This window comes from Lactobacillus melliventris (assembly GCF_013346935.1).
In the GTDB taxonomy this organism is placed as follows: Bacteria; Bacillota; Bacilli; order Lactobacillales; family Lactobacillaceae; genus Lactobacillus.
In genome coordinates this window covers 229,222-246,798 of sequence record NZ_JAAEEB010000004.1, presented here as the reverse complement: position 1 = coordinate 246,798, position 17,577 = coordinate 229,222, and the positions used below count along the sequence as shown (strand labels likewise).

Below are 17,577 nucleotides of genomic sequence, written 5' to 3'. Positions count from 1 at the left end.
CCTTTTTTTATGGTTGAGTGTATAGTAGTAACTGGCAAAAAGCAAACAATAGGAGGTAATTTCTATGAAACGTTCAGAGAGATTAGTTGATATGACTAAATATTTAATGGAACGACCACATGACTTAATTCCGCTGCCATTTTTTGCAAAGAGATATGGTGCAGCCAAATCTTCAATTTCTGAAGATTTGGCAATCTTGAAGCACACCTTAGCAAGTAATCAAGACGGAATTTTAGAAACTGTCGCTGGTGCGGCTGGGGGTGTGCGTTATATTCCTTTTTGGGGTAAAAAGCACGCGCAAAAATATTTAAATGAATTGGCCAATCGCATTGAGGATCCTGACCGCATTTTAGCTGGAGGATTTGTTTACCTGTCTGATATTATTGGCAATCCACAAGACCTGGATAAGATCGGTAAATTAATTGCTACTAGGTATGCATATTCTAATATTGACATTGTGATGACTATCGAAACCAAGGGCATTGCTTTGGCTCAAGCAGTTGCACGCTATTTAAACGTACCCTTTATCATTGCTCGTAAACGTTCAAAGGTAACTGAGGGAGCAACAGTTTCTGTAAATTATATTTCTTCTTCACTTGATCGTGTTTCTAAAATGGAGTTACCCACAAGGGTGTTAAAAGAAAACTCAAATGTACTGCTGATAGATGATTATATGATGGCTGGCGGAACGCTGACGGGAATGCAACAACTGGTAAAAGAATTTAATGGCAACATTGCCGGTATTTGTGTTTTATGTGAAGCGGATTTTGATGATGTTAAACTAATTGAAGGTCATCTTTCTTTAGTAAAAATTAAAAAAATAGATGATAAGAGGAAAGTTATCATGGCAGAGCCAGGCTCGTTGATTGCTCATACTGATTTTGGCAGCTTTTAGTTTCTGCGCCAGTATACTAAAATATAAATAGTAATTTAAGAATATAAAAGAGGCTAAAAATCTATGAGAAAATTTGTAATTGTTCTAGCGGCTGGCAAAGGAACACGTATGAAGTCCAAATCATACAAAGTTTTGAACAAGATATGTGGGAAAACTATGGTTGAATATGTGGTCGAAGCTGCCCAGGCCACTGAACCGGATAAAATAGTTACAATTGTTGGCATTGGCGCTGAAGAAGTTAAAAAAGTCCTGGCCGGTAAGTCCGAATTTGTTTTGCAGAAAAAGCAACTTGGTACAGGGGATGCTGTTTTAACTGCAGCTGATGAATTGGCGAAAGAAAATGGTGCAACTCTAGTGATTACTGGCGATACCCCCTTATTTACAGGTGCAACTTTTCAAAAATTATTTGATTACCACCAAAGTAAGGGCAATGCAGCTACAGTTTTGACTGCTCAAGCTGCTAATCCATTTGGCTATGGCCGCATTATAAGGGATGACCAGGGTAACGTCCTAAGGATTGTTGAACAAAAAGATGGCACAGCAGAAGAATTGGAAACTAACGAAATTAATACTGGTGTTTTTTGTTTTGACAATCAGAAACTATTTAGCGCCTTAAAGCAGGTTAACAACCATAATGCTCAAGGAGAATACTACTTGACTGATGTCTTGGAAATCTTGCGTAATCAAGGTGAAAGAATTGGTGCATATAAAATGCCCGATTTTAGTGAAAGCCTTGGGGTCAATGATCGCTTGGCATTAGCACAGGCTACTAAGACTATGCAGAAGAGAATCAATGAAAAGCATATGGTTAATGGCGTTACTTTTATTGATCCGGAGACGGCATATGTAGACGTAAATGTTAAAATCGGTTGTGATACCCAAATTGAGAGTAATGTAGTTATCAAGGGTAATACAGAGATTGGCAATAATTGTGTAATTACCTCTGGAACAAGAATTGTTGATTCAAAAATTGGCAATAATGTGACTGTGACTTCATCCACGCTTGAGCAGGCCGAAATGGATGACTTTTCTGATATTGGGCCAAACTCGCATTTGCGGCCCCAGGCTATTATTAGAAAGGGTGCGCACATTGGTAATTTTGTTGAAATTAAAAGTGCTGAAATTGGCGAGAACACCAAAGTTGGTCATTTAACTTATGTTGGTGATGCTACATTAGGTAAAGATGTTAACGTTGGTTGTGGTACTATCTTTGCTAATTATGATGGTGTAAAAAAAGATCACACTAACGTTGGTGATCATGCATTTATTGGTTCAGGTGCTACCTTAGTGGCACCGGTTAATATTGCTGACCATGCTTTTGTAGCAGCAGATTCAACAATTACTAAAGATGTAGCTAAATATGATATGGCAATTGCGCGTGGCCGACAGGTAAATAAGCCTGATTACTGGCATAAATTGCCCCTGTCTAACGATTCTAACTGGAAATAATAATCAAACAGAGCTGAAATCAATTTTCAGCTCTGTTTGATTTTGCAGAATAACTAAAAATAGCTCCTGAGTTCTTTAAACTCAAGAGCTATTTTAGTAAGCTACACCTAATTATTTAAAATTAGTTTCTTTAACAAACTTATTTTTAGCAATGATAAAGTACTTTGCGTGGTTAATTTTGACAGGACTGCCATAAGTTTTAATTACTTGCTGTTTCCTTAAAACTTTTGTGCTAATTAGATTACCATGTTGGCTGTAAACATAAGCATTATGCCTCAATTTAAGCATATTAGAATCAATATTGTTAGCGGCGATGAATAAACCATCATCCAGTTCGTAGTATTTCTTACCATTGATGAATCGCTGGTTAACCGTATTAACAATTGAACCGGCCAGTATAACGATCTTGTTAGCACGTTTACCGTTTTGATCATATAGATAGGAATTGTGCATAATAGTTTTTGCAGCTGCTGGTTGCGCCTTTTCCGTTACGAGTTCGTTGTTCGGCGCTGCACTAGCGGCTTTTTGTAAAGCAATATTTGCGGCCTTAACAAAGCGGTTTGGTGCAATAATGTAATATTTTTTGCCCCGAATTGTGACTGCAGTCCCATAGGTTTTAATATTATTGCCTTTTCTTAATACACCAGCTTTCTTTATGCGATTGCCATGTTTATTGTAAACATAGGCATTATGTTTTAATTTCTGACTTGTAGGAATAACATTACCCAGAGCAATATAGTAAATTTTATTCTGATTGCCTTTATCGACCAAGACGTAATAGCTCTGCCCGTTAATTTCTTTGGTGCCGTATGAAGTAATGATTGAGCCGGCACCAAGAATAACTTTGTTAGCACGTTTGCCATTTTCATCGTAAAGGTAAGCGTTATGCATTAAAGTTAATTCTTCTCTGCTGCTTAAATCAAGTTTTGCCTCATTATCTTCTTTGCTGGTAGTATTAACAGCCGTATTGTTAGCAGGGGCAGGAACGGAATGATTGCTAGAACTATGTTCATTTTCGTGATTAATATCATGAAGAATATGGTCTATTGTGGCAGAATCCGTAACATTAAGATACATTTGCTTAATAGCATCATCACGTAATTTGGTAATTGTCTGACTGTCATTAACCTCAGGCTGTTTGAGAGCAGCGTTTGCCTGGGACATATCTGTCTCAATTTGCTTAATAATAGCTCGCTTTTCTTGCTCAGTGTATTTGCTTGAAGATTGAATTTCACTTGTAGCTGCTTTTTGTGCGGCTGCCAGAGCTCCAGCAGCAATTGCCTTTTCACCAGCTAATTCTGTTGCAGCGAGTTTATCCGCGTTAGCAGGATCAATGAGCGCATCTTCAGCACTTTCGTATGCTTGATCAACGCTAGTGGTGTTTGCTTTATCCTTAAACCTGTCTGTAAGAGCTTTAACAGCGGAATCATAGGCAGCTGTTAATCTCTCTTTTAGTACAGTGCTGTTGCTATTTAAAATATCATCCAGTTCGTTACTATCAGCACCAATAATATTGTTTATTTGCTCGACAGCTTCTTTTCTGGCCTTTTCTACGCCAGCAGAATCTTGAGCCTGATCAATAGTGCCCGTTTGATCCGAGTTAGCTTTAGCTGCTTCTTGGTCAAAGTAATCTTTAATTGCCTGCTTTTCAGCACTAGTATAATCGCTGCCATCTTGATGCTTTAATTTATCAACTTGGTTTTTAGCGTTGGCAGCAGTGTCAGCTACTGAGCCTTTAGCTATTTCTTTTGCAGCTGCAATCTTAGCTGCTGTAATATCTGCAATTGAGTCACCATTCACCTGTGAGTGCTCGTGATATGCTTTATCAACATTGGTGGTATCAGCATTTTCACCAAACTTGTCTTTTAGTTCAGCTACTGCTTTTTGATGTTCAGCAGCTAATTCATTGTTGGCTTCTGCTTTAAGCGAACTAATAGATTCCTCTTTAGCGGCATTACCAGCACTGTCAATATCGGATTTAGCGGTTTCTGTGATTTTATCAATCTGGTCCTTTTTGCCTAATGTATCACCTTTAGGAGCAATAATTGCATCAATTTGATCCTTGGCTTTCTGGCTATCATCTTTAATTTGCTCTTTCAGCCTGTTCTTTGTTTCAGCAGCTAATTTATCGTTACTGTCGATTTCTGCAGTTACTTTTGCAGCTTCTTCGTCAATGTCAGCTTTAGCCTGCTCCTTATTGATAATAGTCATAACCTCATCATAAGCGGCACTGGTAGTCTGGATATCAGTAGCATTATTAATAGCTTTAATTTGCTCGTCAATATGATCTAGCAATTCTGGTGACAGCTTATCTTTCAACCTGTCTTTTAATCTACTATATGCATTGTTAATGCCGTCTACTCCTTCAGCGCCCTTAAGGGCATTATTTTGTTCATTATTAAACCATTCTGGTTCAGTGCCAGTTTCAGGCTTAGCCAACAGCCGATCAATGTTTTGCCCAATATCAGCTTCTTCTGGGATGTCGGCACTTGCAGCAGCACTTTCGATATCTTGGTAGCTCTGCTTGTATGCATCATCAACTGCTTTTTTGGCTGCTGCCTTTTGCTCGGCAGTTAATTGAGATTGATCAATTACAGCATAAGCCTTAGTTTGTTTATCCTTTAGAACACTCTCGGCTTTCGTCTTTTGTCCAGCCAGGGCTGTCTGTTCTTTAATGCTGTTGATATTAGTAATAGCTTGTTTTCTATTATTATCTATTTGGTCTTTAGCAGTTGTTTCAGATTGCGAAACAGAATTAATGTCAGTTTTTGCTTGTTCAACAAGTTTTTGAACTTGTTCCTTCTGCTTTTGCTGGTCTGCTGGGGACAAACCAGATTTTTCTATGGCATCATTTGCTTCTTTTTGTGCTTGTTCTACCTGAGAGATTGCTTCTTGTTTCGCTCTAACTATTTCGGCTTTTTCTTGTGCAACTTGGAAAATACGGTCGATTTCTTTCTCACCAAAATTAGCAGTTTCACCTTCTGGCACTATACCTTGTTCGGTATTTTCAACTTGTGTTTTAGCATCTTCGTAGTTGTTTTCAAGCTTAATACCGGCAATGTTAGCAATGGTTTTGTTAACGGCTTCTTCCAATTGCTTTTGAAGCGCGTCAATTTGATCTTGCTCAAGGTTGGTTGCCACACTGGCAATTTCACCTTTACTGTTAACATAGTCCTTAAACTTGTTAATTTGTTTATTCTTTTCTGCAGTCAGTTTGCTTGGCAATTTTGCCTGATCAATGTTTGTTTTGGCATCTTGTTCTAACTGGGATAGCTGTTCACTTGTCCCGCCATAAATTGAACTAATACCATCATTTAAGGCTTGGTCAATGTCTTGATAGCCACTAGCGGCATCGTTGCCGGCTAAACCTATACTATCAATATCAGTTTTGGCACTTGCAGCATATTCTTTTAGGCCTTTAACTATTTGATTTTTATTATCAAAGTCTTCACCTAGTTTGTTAATTGTGGTAATGCCATCTTCTGCAGCTGATTGAATTTGCGTAATAGTGTTTTGCTTACTGCTCCTAGCGTTAATAATCTTTGCTGCTGCTTTCTTTTGTTCCTGATCTATTTGTGCTTTCATTTGGTCAGCAACGGTGCTGTCTTCAGTTTCAGCAGCTTTAGCTTTGGCGTTGGTGGCTGCAGTTTGTAAATCATTGAGAGCTTGGGCTAGAGCTTCTTCGTTAGCAATATTATTATTGACCTTGTTAAGAGCTGTCTCACCATTACCTTTGGCAGCATTAATTTTATCCAGATCAGTGGCAGCAGAAATCTCGGCTTTAGCTGCACTTAAAGCGTCACTAATAGCCTTACTTAAGTCATCATATTGATTTTGATCAACTTTATTGTGCAAACGGTCATCGCTTAAGCGCTGGCTCAGCTTTTTAGCCTGCTCAACCAGTGAGTTGTAGGCGGCATTTTGTTCCTGCAGCAAAGCGGCGTTATCTTTAGCATTTTGTACAATACCGGTAATGGCATTTTCAGCGCCTTGTTTGGCTTTTTCTACCTCGTCTGGACTTTGCGCCTTGTTAATATTTTGGATAGCTATCTCTTTATTTGAGTTGATTAAGTCAATTTGCTGGGCTTTCTCAGTATCACTTAGAGCTGACTGTTCGATCTTCTGGATATTATCTGCAGCTGTTTGGGCAATATTTTCTAAATATTTATTGGCATTATTCTTAGACGCTTGTAATTGAGCAGCGCTTAAAGCTTTGTCAATGTTGATAATACCAGTAGTCTTAGCGGATGCAATATCGTCTGTTGTTTGCTGACCGTTAACCTGACTAACGGCTTTATTTTTGGCAGCAGTTGCCTGACTCTTATACTGAGCTTTTTCTTCAGCACTTAAGCCTGTAATTTGATCAATTTGAGCTAAAATACCCGGAGCACCAGGATTATTAGTTTGACCGTTTAGTTCTGCTGTCAATGCTTTAATTGCTTCGTCTTTAGCATTTTTTATTTTGGCAGCATCATTAGAATCTGCTGTAGTCTTAATTCCTTTGATGTGATTAATGGTAGAATCTCTAATGCCTAAAACAGAGCCACTATCCTTTGCAGCAGCAATTTCTGCAGCAGCATTTTCTAGAATGGAATCAACATTGTCTTGATCCTTTTTATCTTTTAAGCTGTTTTTGATTTCGTCTGCGACATCTTTAATAGCTTTTCTGGTCTGTGCTTTGGTGATTGCTAAGTTACCACTTGCTTCCGCTTTATTGATTGCATTAATGGTATCAGTAGTGATTTTATTGATACCATCTTTTGCCTTGCCGTTTTGTAATTTACTCTTGGCATCCGCAACAGCCTGATTGATATCAGAGATTGCCTGCTCATATTGGGAACTAGCTTCTTCTTTTTCTTCAGCGCTTAGAGTGTCATATGAAGATTTTAATCTGCTAATTGCTTCTTGAGCAGCTTGGTTAATAGCCTCTTCGCTGTGATGTTTAGCATTCTCCAAATCAGCTGTCATAGCTGTGGCTGCAACCTGACCAATAGCATCTTTACCATCATTTTTGGCTTTGTCTACGGCATCATTATTTTTTTGCAATTCAATATTTTGCTTAGCTTTAGCTCTTTCATCGTTGATTTTTGCAATGGTTTGAGTTTTATCCGCGTCAGACATCGCAGATTGATTAATGGTAGAAATTGCTTGATCAGCCTGCTTGTCGACTTCTTGCTTAGCATGATCAATATTGGTATCAAGGCTTTGCGCATCCCTAACAACTGTGTTCATATTATCAATGCCTTGCTGCTTTTCAGAATCGACTTGAGCAGCAGGAACATTCTTTACTTTAGCAACTGCATCATTATAGTAATCAGTTAACTGTTTAATTAATCCGTCTTTAGTAGTGCTGTTAACATTTTGTAAGTTGGTAATTTGATTAGAAACATCGGTGCAGGTGTTCAACAATTCTTTAAGGGCAGCGCTTCTACTTGATTGCAATACAACGTTAGCAAGAATTTTATTTAAAGCTTCCCGACCAGCGTTTGTTGCAGTAGCAATTTCATCTTGAGAATGAGCATTTTGAATATCAGTTTTGGCTGAAGTTAAAGCAGAACTAATTTCGTCATAGTAATCACTTTTTTCTTTGCCGGAAAGGTTAGGATCTTTTTCGATACTTGTCCGAATTTTCTCTGCTAGAGCATTTAGGCCAGTGTCTTTATTGGTTAAAGCATCATCTTTTTGTTGCTCTAAGTATTTTGCTTCTTCACTGGCAATACTGCTAGCAACGCTGGCCATAGCAGCAATGCCATCATCTCTATCTTTAGCCACTTGTTCAGCAGTCGAGTCATTGTAAACTTTGCTGGTTGCTGTTTCGTAGAAGCTATTAATTTTGCCTGTTAAGGCGTCTTTTTGCTCGCTATTAATTTTATTATCGGTAAAAGCCTGATTAATAGTATCTAAGTCTTTTTTCTTATCATCTTGCAACGCTATATTTGCCTGAGATTTTGCGACTATTAATTGACCAGCCGCCAAATCCTCATTGATACTAGTTTTACCAGCTTGTCTAGCGGAATTAACACCATCATTGTCTTTAGCTGCATTAATTGCTGCTTTGGCGTTAGCTAAGTCTTTATTAATAGTTTCTTGATAATGTTGTTTATCTTCTGGACTTAAAACAGTATCGTCAAAGTCGTCAATTGTACTTAAAGCGTTATTAGCTGCTTCTTCAACTTCCTTAATTGCATCTTGGCGCTGCTTATTTAAATTAGTAGAGCCGGTATTAGCAGCATTTTCTTGATAACCAGTAATATTTTTAATAGCATTGTCTTCGTCTGTTGCAATTGCAGTTTCATTTTCATCTTGAGTGATTTTAGCAACACCAGCAGCAGTTGCAGTATTAATTAGTTCTTGATATTTGGTTTTTTCCTCGTCACTCAGATTTTTATTATTTGTAATCGTAGCAATGGCTTTGTCTTTTGCATCCTGAATTGCTGCAATAGCTTGATTACGTCGACCACTTAAGTTTTGCTCATCAAGTAAATTGTTTAATGCGGCAGTACCTTCTTTAGTAGCTGTATTAGTATCAGCTATAGTTTCGGCATTATCAATGCGGCTATTATAGCCTTGACTTCCGGTAAGCAATTCACTGGCTTTATTGGCAGCATCGTCTTTATTCTTGGCCGTTAAATTAGGATTATTCTGAATTTTGTTAACAATGTCTTGTTTAACTGTTTCCAGTTGCTTTTTAGCAGCAGCCTTATAGGCATTTAAAACGTTCTGCTTACCGTCAATAATATCCTGGTTAATAGCGGTAAGTGAGTCATGGCTAGCAATCGTGTTGGTAGCATTAGTGACAGCTTCATCAATATTAGACTCTTGCTCAACTCCTAAATTGTTTTTAGCTTCAGTTGCATCTTGCTCAATTTGTGCTTTAGCAGCAGCCTTATAGGCATTTAAAACGTTCTTTTTGCCGTCAATAATGTCTTGTTTGATGTCAAGAGCAGAGCTATGACTGGCAATCGCTTTGGTAGCATTAGCAACCGCCTCATCAATATTAGACTCTTGTTCAACTCCTAAATTGCCTTTAGCTGTCTCTGCGTCTGCCTTAACTTGAGCTTTAGCATTTTCTTTAAATGCGTTTAAGATATTTTCTTTAGCTGCATTTTCTGCTTGGGCAATATTTGAACTACTTGCAGCATTATCCTCAATTTTATCAATTGCCGCTAGGGCATCTGTCATGGCGGTTTCGGCTTGGCCAACTTGACCAAGGACATTCTCGTAGCCCTTAGTATAACCAGCAATTTCAGCTTTGGCAGCTGCTTTGTTAATTAAACTTTTAGCAGCAGCTTTTCTCTTATTGATAATTTCACCGTCATCAGTGCCATAAATAGATTGGGCAGTATCACCAGTAGTAGCTGTTGCAGCAGCAACTGCTTCATCTATTTCATCAAGGTATGTTTTTTGTTCATCCGCTGTTAAATCAGAATTTTGAATCCGTTCTTTAGCTTGAGCAGCTGTTTCCTTAATATCTTTTGCTGCTTGGTCTTTTACTTTATCCGTATGTGTGCCATTAATCTTATCAATACCATTGTTAAGATCCTCTTTAGGATTATTGCTGTTAATAATATCTTTGATAGCTTGATTTAAAGTAGCTTGAATTTCAGGTTGGTCGTCACCATACTGTGCTATTTGCTTTTTAGCAGCAGCTTCTAATGCTGCAATTGCATCAATAGTATCTTGCACACCTGGGAGTAGAGCTTTGGCTTCTTTTTGATGGTTATTAATAGCCGCTTCATCTTCGTCTTGATCAAGATCACCGTCAGGAGCAACAATTTCTTTTGGTCGCTTGAGCTTGTCTTTTATACCGTTAATTAACTCGTCTACCGGTGATTTAACATTCTCATCTTTTGAGACTGTGTCAATAGCATTTTCGACTTTTGTAATTGCCTGGTTAATATCAGTTTTTACATTATCTCGGTAATCTTTTCCTGCTTGATTAATGGCATTAATACCGTCATTAACAACCTGATCGATGTTAGTGTTATTTGTAGCTGCAGCCTGTACTTTACTAATGGCTTGGTTTTTAGCGGCAGTGATAGATTGTTCTTGTGCAGGGAACTTTTTAACTTGCTCCTCAGCTTGCTGAGTTAGTTTGTCAATTGCAGCCGCTTTAGCTTTTTCATATTCTCCTTGACTTTGGGCTGTTTGTATAGCCTTATTGACCAAGTCTAAAGCCGTCTTTTTCCTATTATTTATTTCACTGATTGCCGTCTTGGAAGATTGGACGCCATAAACTGATTTTTTAGAATCATAATTGTTATTTTTATTGGTAGCAGCATACTGGGCGGCTTCATTCAATGCATCTGTCAGTGCTTTTTCCTGATCTGCAGTTAAATTAGCCGGCTTTTTAGTTTTAGCAGCATTAATAGCATCAGTAATTTCCTGAGCTGCTTCTTGCTGTACCTCGCTAAATGGTTTGATTCCAAGACTAACTGTAGTAGGGCGGTCGCCACTGGCAATGTCTAACGGACTATATTCAATGAAGTTTGCGTGAGGAGTTAGTTGAATTGTGGCGTCTTTAGCCATCCTGGTAGTAATTTCGGCAGGGATGGTAATGGTGAAGGAGCCATCAGGAGCAACTTTAGCGGCAAATTTGGTAGGTAATGCTGCCAAATCATTTGCTTCACCGCGATAAGTATCAACAGTTTCAGCGTAGGGATTAGCGATTGTTGAATCAATAACAGCTTGACCATTTCTGTATACACCACTATCTTTAAACCTGGCTAAAACATAGGCTTCGGTACCACCAGGTAAGATGTTTTTAAAAAAGCTGTCACTATCAGGACCATCTTTTGCAGGATCATAGTATAATACATGACCTTTGACTAGTTTTGAACCATCTTCTTGATTAATTACCGTCACATCTTCTGGGTCTATGTCTAAGAAACCGCTTTGATTGGCCGGTGTAAATCTGATGTTATTGTAGCCTGGGTTGTCTTTATTGGAAAAAGCTGCTTCCACGATGGCTCGAAAGAGCTGGTCATAGCTTTGATGATTGTAATTTTTCAGCAATTTCTGGAAGTTTTCAGGTGCTTTACTGAGAATGGCGCTAAGCTGGGGGCTATCTTTTTTGACTTTTTCTAAGTCGAAGATCCTTTGACCGTTTAATACTTCCAGTTTGTTAACTGCGACAGTTTTAGCAGTTTTTTCGACTTGTAAAACATGAAAAGGCGGCAAGACTAAGTTGCTGCCAGCAACTGATCCATTTAACAGTTCACCAAGGTTTAAGGACTGGCGAACATTTGTGACCGTAATTTTATTATCACCGATAATGCTGGTACGGTCATTGTTGTTCAGATGAGCATCTAATACAAGAGAAGTAGGGTTATTAACAATTAGTTGCCCGGTATTGGCCACATCAACCAATTTTATTGCACCAGTACCGGCATCACCAACTAATTGGATTTCAAAGCCGCCGTTTTGCACGTTAGCTTTACCATCAATTTGCACTAGCGAACCAGTATAATTGCCCATGTTTTGCCCAGTAATTTTGAGAGCACCGCCAGAATTAATGGCAAAATCGCCCCCAATATAAATCAAGTTTTGCTTATTTCTAGTTGAAATATTTCCATTCGTGCTAACGGTAATAATACCGCCTTTTCCAATGTTAACTTTTGATTTGGCGCTATCTAGGTAAATTGCTCTGGCTTGCCCGTTATTTTGCTTGCCCGCATACTTAATTCCTTCACTTTGCCCGATGTTAATATTCACTTGACCGTGAACAGTTACTTGCGCATCGTCACTAATAAAGATGGCACTGATTGGATTGCCGTGTTCACCATTATTAGCACCATTTGAGCCATCATACGTTTTAAGTGGGGTCAGGTTAACAACTGCTCCTTGTTCAACAGTAAGAGAATTGCCTTCTCCTCTCATTTCAATCAAGGTACCACCAAATGTCGAACCGTCAAAGTGGCAGCCTGCTTTAAAAGTAATGCTATTATTGCTGTTGGTAAATTCTAAAAGTTGCTGATTATTACCGTCAAACCAACCGCCAATGTTGCTTGGAATTTTGACAGTTTCCGCGTGAATTTGACCTTCAAAAATAATGTCAGTATTGTTTTTGGTATAAGCTAATTGTGAACCATAAAAGATAATGTTTCTAAAAGTGATTTTAGCCGTTTGCCCTCTAGTCATATTGTAAGTGTCAGCGACACCATAATAGTCGGTACTTTTAAGTATTAAGTTTTCATAAGTAATATCTAAAGAAGAATTACCGGTAAGAGTAGGGTGGTTACTCTTGAAATCAAGAGTATATTTCGCATTACCTGCAGACTTAATTAATAATTTTCTACCTTGAAAAGCCTGGCGATTATGACCTGTCTCTCTGTCAGCAATAATATTATTGGTAATATCAATTTCACTTACATTACTATTGGTTAGGGCGCTAATAAAATCCTTCCAGTTACCAACGCTTACTTTTTTACCAGCGTCTTTTGCATCTTTTGCGGTGATCTTAGACTTTGCGGCGTCATTATTTTGATCTGTTTTGCCAGTTTCCTGCTTAGCAGTATCGTCTGCATTGGGCTCTTCCTTGTCAGAATTATCAGTGTTAATATCTGTTTTATCTATATTGCCCTTGTTAATTTCATTGTTATCTGTACTGTTTGCGTTAGGCTCTTCTTTGTCTGGCTCGTCATTATTGGCAGGAGTTTGATCTGTTTGAGCAGTGTCATTTTGTTTACTGTTACTATTATTCTCCCTCAAAAACGAACTCAAGCCAGAAAATGCGGTTAAATTTGGTTCCCCTTCTGGCTTGTTTGTTTTGTATGTAGTAGTAGATATATCTCGTGCGGTATTTTTGTTGCTGTCTTGCGAAAAGATTTCCCCTTGAGAATAGGCCTTCTTCTCAGTTTGTTGAGGTGGAACAACTGTATCAGCCTTAACTGTTTTGCTGTTTAAGCCTAAAAAAGTAAAGCCAAGCAATACAGAAGTAGTACCGATACTCAATTTACGAATTGAGAAATGGTCTTGCTTAGCCTGCCTTGCCATTTTTTTCACCCGTTCATTGTAATTATTCTTTCCTAACATAGAAATTTCCTTTCTAATTTCCATTTACTATATAATTATCAATTTAGTAGATGATGATATAAATGTCAATTATTGCGTTTTATAAAGTATTAGTTTATAAATAACAAGTTTTGCAAAAATAAGACAGCGTAAATTAAATAAAGATAACGCTAGCATTAAATTTTAGATAACAATAATTGGCTTTTATAGGCAAAAATTAGATGATGATATTAAAAAAATTGTTCAAAATAAGACAGCTAAAATTTATATATATATTTAAATAATATTGTTATATAATTTATTTAATTTGCTAAAATACGAAGGAAAAATGCGGTTGCCGCAATGCATGATTTGTTATGTTTCAAATTAGTTGCACCATTTTAAGTATTGAGAAAGTTCTATGATATCCTGAAGGGGAGGAGGCATTTATGATGTTTAAATGGATTTTAAAACAGCCTGATTCGAATATGCTAGTTCCTAAAGAAAAAGTGGCACAAACATACAGATGGCGGCAATTAGGGGTTTTACTAGCAACTTGTATTGGCTATATTGGGTACTACATCATTCGCCTTGTATTTACCACAGAACAAAATGATATTATGAAAGAATATCATTTCTCTACAGCTAATATTGGTCTCATTTTGTCTTGTTTTGGTATTGGCTACGGCATAGCAAAACTCTTTATGGGGGTATTGGCAGATAGGTGTGATTCCAACCGGTATTTAATGGTAGGACTGTTATTGTCTGCAATATTAAATATTTTTTTAGGTTCAACTCACAACCTTTATTTAATGATGTTGTTAATGTTTTTAATGGCAGTCACACAAGGAATGGGGGCTGCAGCTTGCCAAAAAATGATTCAGCTCTGGTGGGGACCAAGAATGAGGGGAACAATGTATTCCATTTGGTCTTCAGCACATAATGCCGGCTCATTTATTTGTGTGGCCATAGTGCAACTGGCGGTTTTCCTTTTTTCAGGTTCAATTCCAGCTGTCTTTTATACATCCTCAGCAGTTTCCTTTATCATTTGCATCTTAATTTTAGTTTTGGGTGCTGATAGACCTAAGGTGGTCGGGTTACCTGATATTTCTACTTATACAGGTGACAAAGTTATTCTGGATAATGGCCAAGTTTCTACTGCGGATCAGACTGATTTGAGTGTGGGCCAGATTTTTGTTAAATATATCTTGCAAAATAAATTAGTTTGGGCAGTTACTTTGACTTCAATGTCACTTTATCTGGTCCGCTACGGCATTCAGAGCTGGATCCCATCTTATTTGGTCCAGAATAAAGGCTTCGATCCTGCAGCTGCTAAATGGATTATCGGCATTTTTGAATTAGCATCAGTTCCGGGAGTAATTATTATTGGAGCGATTTCAGATGCTTTAAAAGGACGCCGCGCATTAGTTTCAATCGCCTGCGTAATTGGGACGTTAATTTGCTTAACGCTATATTTTTTCAGTAATAATCATGCTCTGATAATTGCCGCTTTAATCATAATGGGTAATTTGATTTACGCACCGCTGACACTTGTGGGACTAATGATTAATGAGGTTGTCCCGAAATATGCAGTAGGTGCGTCAACGGGTTTCATGGGCTTTTTCCAATACATTTTTGGTGAAACTCTAGCAACAGCTTTAATCGGGATACTAGTTGATAAATTTGGCTGGATCGCCAGCAACTCGGTTCTTTACGTTGCCTCATTTGCGGCATTAATTTTCTTAATTTATACCGCTATTAGTGAAAACAAGATGCGCCAAGAAGCAGAAAGTAACAATAATTAGATTAAAAGAATTTTGCAGACATTTTACATTGATGCAAGAGTGTTAAAAAAAGGTAAGTAATGCTTTAAGCTATTTGAATTAGCGGTTTTTAAGTATACAATATTATGTACCGATATAATTTTAAAAATAACGAGGTTGGAAACAAATGAAGATTAGTCGAAAATTATTAATGGTATCTGCTGCTGCATTAATAGGTGTCAGTCCTGTGCTTAGTGCAAGTCAAGCTGTTGTGGTTCAGGCCGCTAACAAGACTACCGCTAAGAAAAAGACGACAAAGAAGAATACCATTAAGTTGAGTCATAATGCTTATGTTTATGATAAAAATGGTAAACGCTTGAAGACCTACATGGGTAGTGCTAAAAACACTAAAATCGCTAAGGGCATTACTCTTACATTTAGTAGTAAAGTAACTATTAATAAGAAGGATTATTACAGCATTGGTAATAATGCCTTCATTAAAGCTGCTAATGTTGGCTATGTTAATGGTAAAAAGGTGACTAAAAGTGCACCAGTAGCTACTGCAAAAATTAAGCATAATTCATATATTTATAATGCTAAAGGCAAAACAGACAAGAAGAAAATTAAGAAAGGTCAAACTGTTACCGTCGACCAGTTAATTTATATTGGTAAAAAGTTGTTTTACAGAATTAGTGGTCAAAGTAATCAGTTTATAAAAGCCGCAAATGTTGGTAAAACCAGTGGTGCTAAACTGAAGCCAGTAAATAAAAAACCTGGTAAAAATGAAAATGTACCAAGCGATAATCAAAACGACCCAACTGTAATTCTTCTTAATCACAATGCTTATGTCTATGATAGTAACGGTGACACCACCAAGACTCTGATTAGGAGTGGTGAAAAAGTCACAGTTGATAAATTACAATATATAGGTAAAAAGCTTTATTATCATATTAATGACACTAATTACCCAGGTAATGATCAATGGGTTAAAAAGAATAATGTGGGAATTGTTACTGGCAAGCAACTTGAGCCTGCAAATTCAAAGCCTGAAAGTGACGAAAATGTGACCACTGTTACTTTAGCTCGCACCGCTAATGTCTACAACAATAAAGGTGTTCTGCAATCAACTAAGACTTTTGCTAAAGGCCACACTGCACGTGTAACAGAATTACGTTATATTTGGGTAGCAGCTGAAAACCAATCTGCACTGTTTTACAAGTTGCAAAGTGATAAAAATGGCTATCTGAGAGAATCAGATATTAGTAATGTTAATGGTGTTAAATTATCACCAGTCAACACTCCAGAAGCAGCTAAGAATGAAAATACTTTTGCTTCAGCAACCGATAAAAAAGCGTTGCAGGATGCTTTGAGTCAAGATACAACTGTTAAAGCCAGTGATGCTTATAAGCTTTCTGCTAAATCATTACGCGATGCTTATGACGCAGCTATATCCAGTGGAAGTCAGGTTAACACTGCTAAGTCAACTGTTACTCAAGTAAATGATGCTTTAACTAAAATTAATACTGCTAAAGCAGCTTTAAATGGTAAAAAGATAATTGTTAGTGATTTAAAGAACTTGTCATTAACTGAAGCCAGTCAAATTGTTGATCTAGTTGCCAGCGTAAATGGTGTAGACAAGAGTGCTGTACAATTTAGCAACAATAATACGATACTGACAATTATTAGTGCTAATGGTTTCCAAAAACCTGTAACTATCACTGATTACGTCACGACAAATAAATAAAGTGTAAATAAAATCAGATAAACTAGAAAGAACGCAATTCACTGAAAATGTGAACTGTGTTCTTTTTTAGTAAATTATATAAAGCTCTTTAACTTTAAGCTTATAATATTGATAGATTCTGAAAGTCAAAATGAAAACTGGCAGGAGGCAAAATGATGCACACAACTGAGCAACTTTTCGCTGAGGAAAAGATTATTAGAGAATATTTTAATTCATGGCTAGAAAGCGATTTTAGTAGGCTTGATAACTGGTTTAGCCAAGATGTCTATTACCGTGAATGTTATGGTGCTACTTATAAGGGATTAAATGAGCTAAAAGCCTATATCAATTCGAAGTCTAAAGAGCAGACAGTTTTAAAGTGGGATATTTTGAGCATGGCTTATACTTCCTCTAACCAGTTTGTAGTTACTTGGTTTTTTGATGCTAAAGAAAAGCAGGAATATTGTTTTGACGGTGTTTCTCTAATAGCTTTTTCTGATAACAAGATAAAAAGCATAGTGGAATATTCAACCAAACATGAGACATACCGACCATACAAGGACAAGGTGTAACCATGATTTTGTAAACATCATATATTTAACTCATTGGTGGCAATAATTTAAATTTAATAATTTCTTTTTTTATAGCATAAACAAAAAGGTTAAAAATTTTTTGAAGAAAAATATGGTATATACCATTTATATTCAAAAGCTATAAATATATTGAAATACAAGACTAATTTGGTTTATACCAAA

The 17,577-nt window shown here is 37.2% G+C and carries 6 protein-coding genes; 5 read left to right on the top strand and 1 reads right to left on the bottom strand.

Annotated features, from left to right (window positions below):
* Positions 1–64 precede the first annotated feature (64 nt).
* Positions 65–895: a pur operon repressor gene (gene purR / locus GYV61_RS05575; RefSeq protein WP_122037953.1), complete on the top strand. Its 831-nt coding sequence runs from the start codon at positions 65–67 to the stop codon at positions 893–895.
* A gap of 63 nt (positions 896–958) precedes the next feature.
* On the top strand, positions 959–2,344 hold the full coding sequence (glmU, locus tag GYV61_RS05570; RefSeq protein ID WP_174795082.1) for a bifunctional UDP-N-acetylglucosamine diphosphorylase/glucosamine-1-phosphate N-acetyltransferase GlmU: 1,386 nt from the start codon (positions 959–961) through the stop codon (positions 2,342–2,344).
* Positions 2,345–2,455: 111 nt separating this feature from the next.
* On the opposite strand, the gene GYV61_RS05565 is transcribed toward glmU, so the two are convergent.
* Entirely contained in the window at positions 2,456–13,378 is a 10,923-nt protein-coding gene (locus tag GYV61_RS05565; protein WP_174795081.1) for an SLAP domain-containing protein, read from the bottom strand.
* A 410-nt stretch (positions 13,379–13,788) separates the two neighbouring features.
* On the opposite strand from GYV61_RS05565, the gene GYV61_RS05560 reads away from it, so the two are divergent.
* The 3 genes from GYV61_RS05560 to GYV61_RS05550 all read left to right on the top strand — a co-directional run bounded on the left by GYV61_RS05560 (position 13,789) and on the right by GYV61_RS05550 (position 17,394).
* Complete coding sequence (locus GYV61_RS05560; protein ID WP_174795120.1) at positions 13,789–15,141, top strand: MFS transporter; 1,353 nt, start codon at positions 13,789–13,791, stop codon at positions 15,139–15,141.
* 145 nt (positions 15,142–15,286) lie between these two features.
* On the top strand, positions 15,287–16,843 hold the full coding sequence (locus tag GYV61_RS05555; RefSeq protein ID WP_174795080.1) for an SLAP domain-containing protein: 1,557 nt from the start codon (positions 15,287–15,289) through the stop codon (positions 16,841–16,843).
* 152 nt (positions 16,844–16,995) lie between these two features.
* Entirely contained in the window at positions 16,996–17,394 is a 399-nt protein-coding gene (locus GYV61_RS05550) for a nuclear transport factor 2 family protein (protein ID WP_233557727.1), read from the top strand.
* The last annotated feature ends 183 nt before the right edge of the window (positions 17,395–17,577 follow it).

Bases quoted from the DNA above. Each gene is read 5' to 3' on its own strand.
- purR (WP_122037953.1), top strand. From the start codon at position 65: ATGAAACGTTCAGAGAGATTAGTTGATATGACTAAATATTTAATGGAA.
- glmU (WP_174795082.1), top strand. From the start codon at position 959: ATGAGAAAATTTGTAATTGTTCTAGCGGCTGGCAAAGGAACACGTATG.
- GYV61_RS05565 (WP_174795081.1), bottom strand. From the start codon at position 13,378: ATGTTAGGAAAGAATAATTACAATGAACGGGTGAAAAAAATGGCAAGG.
- GYV61_RS05560 (WP_174795120.1), top strand. From the start codon at position 13,789: ATGTTTAAATGGATTTTAAAACAGCCTGATTCGAATATGCTAGTTCCT.
- GYV61_RS05555 (WP_174795080.1), top strand. From the start codon at position 15,287: ATGAAGATTAGTCGAAAATTATTAATGGTATCTGCTGCTGCATTAATA.
- GYV61_RS05550 (WP_233557727.1), top strand. From the start codon at position 16,996: ATGATGCACACAACTGAGCAACTTTTCGCTGAGGAAAAGATTATTAGA.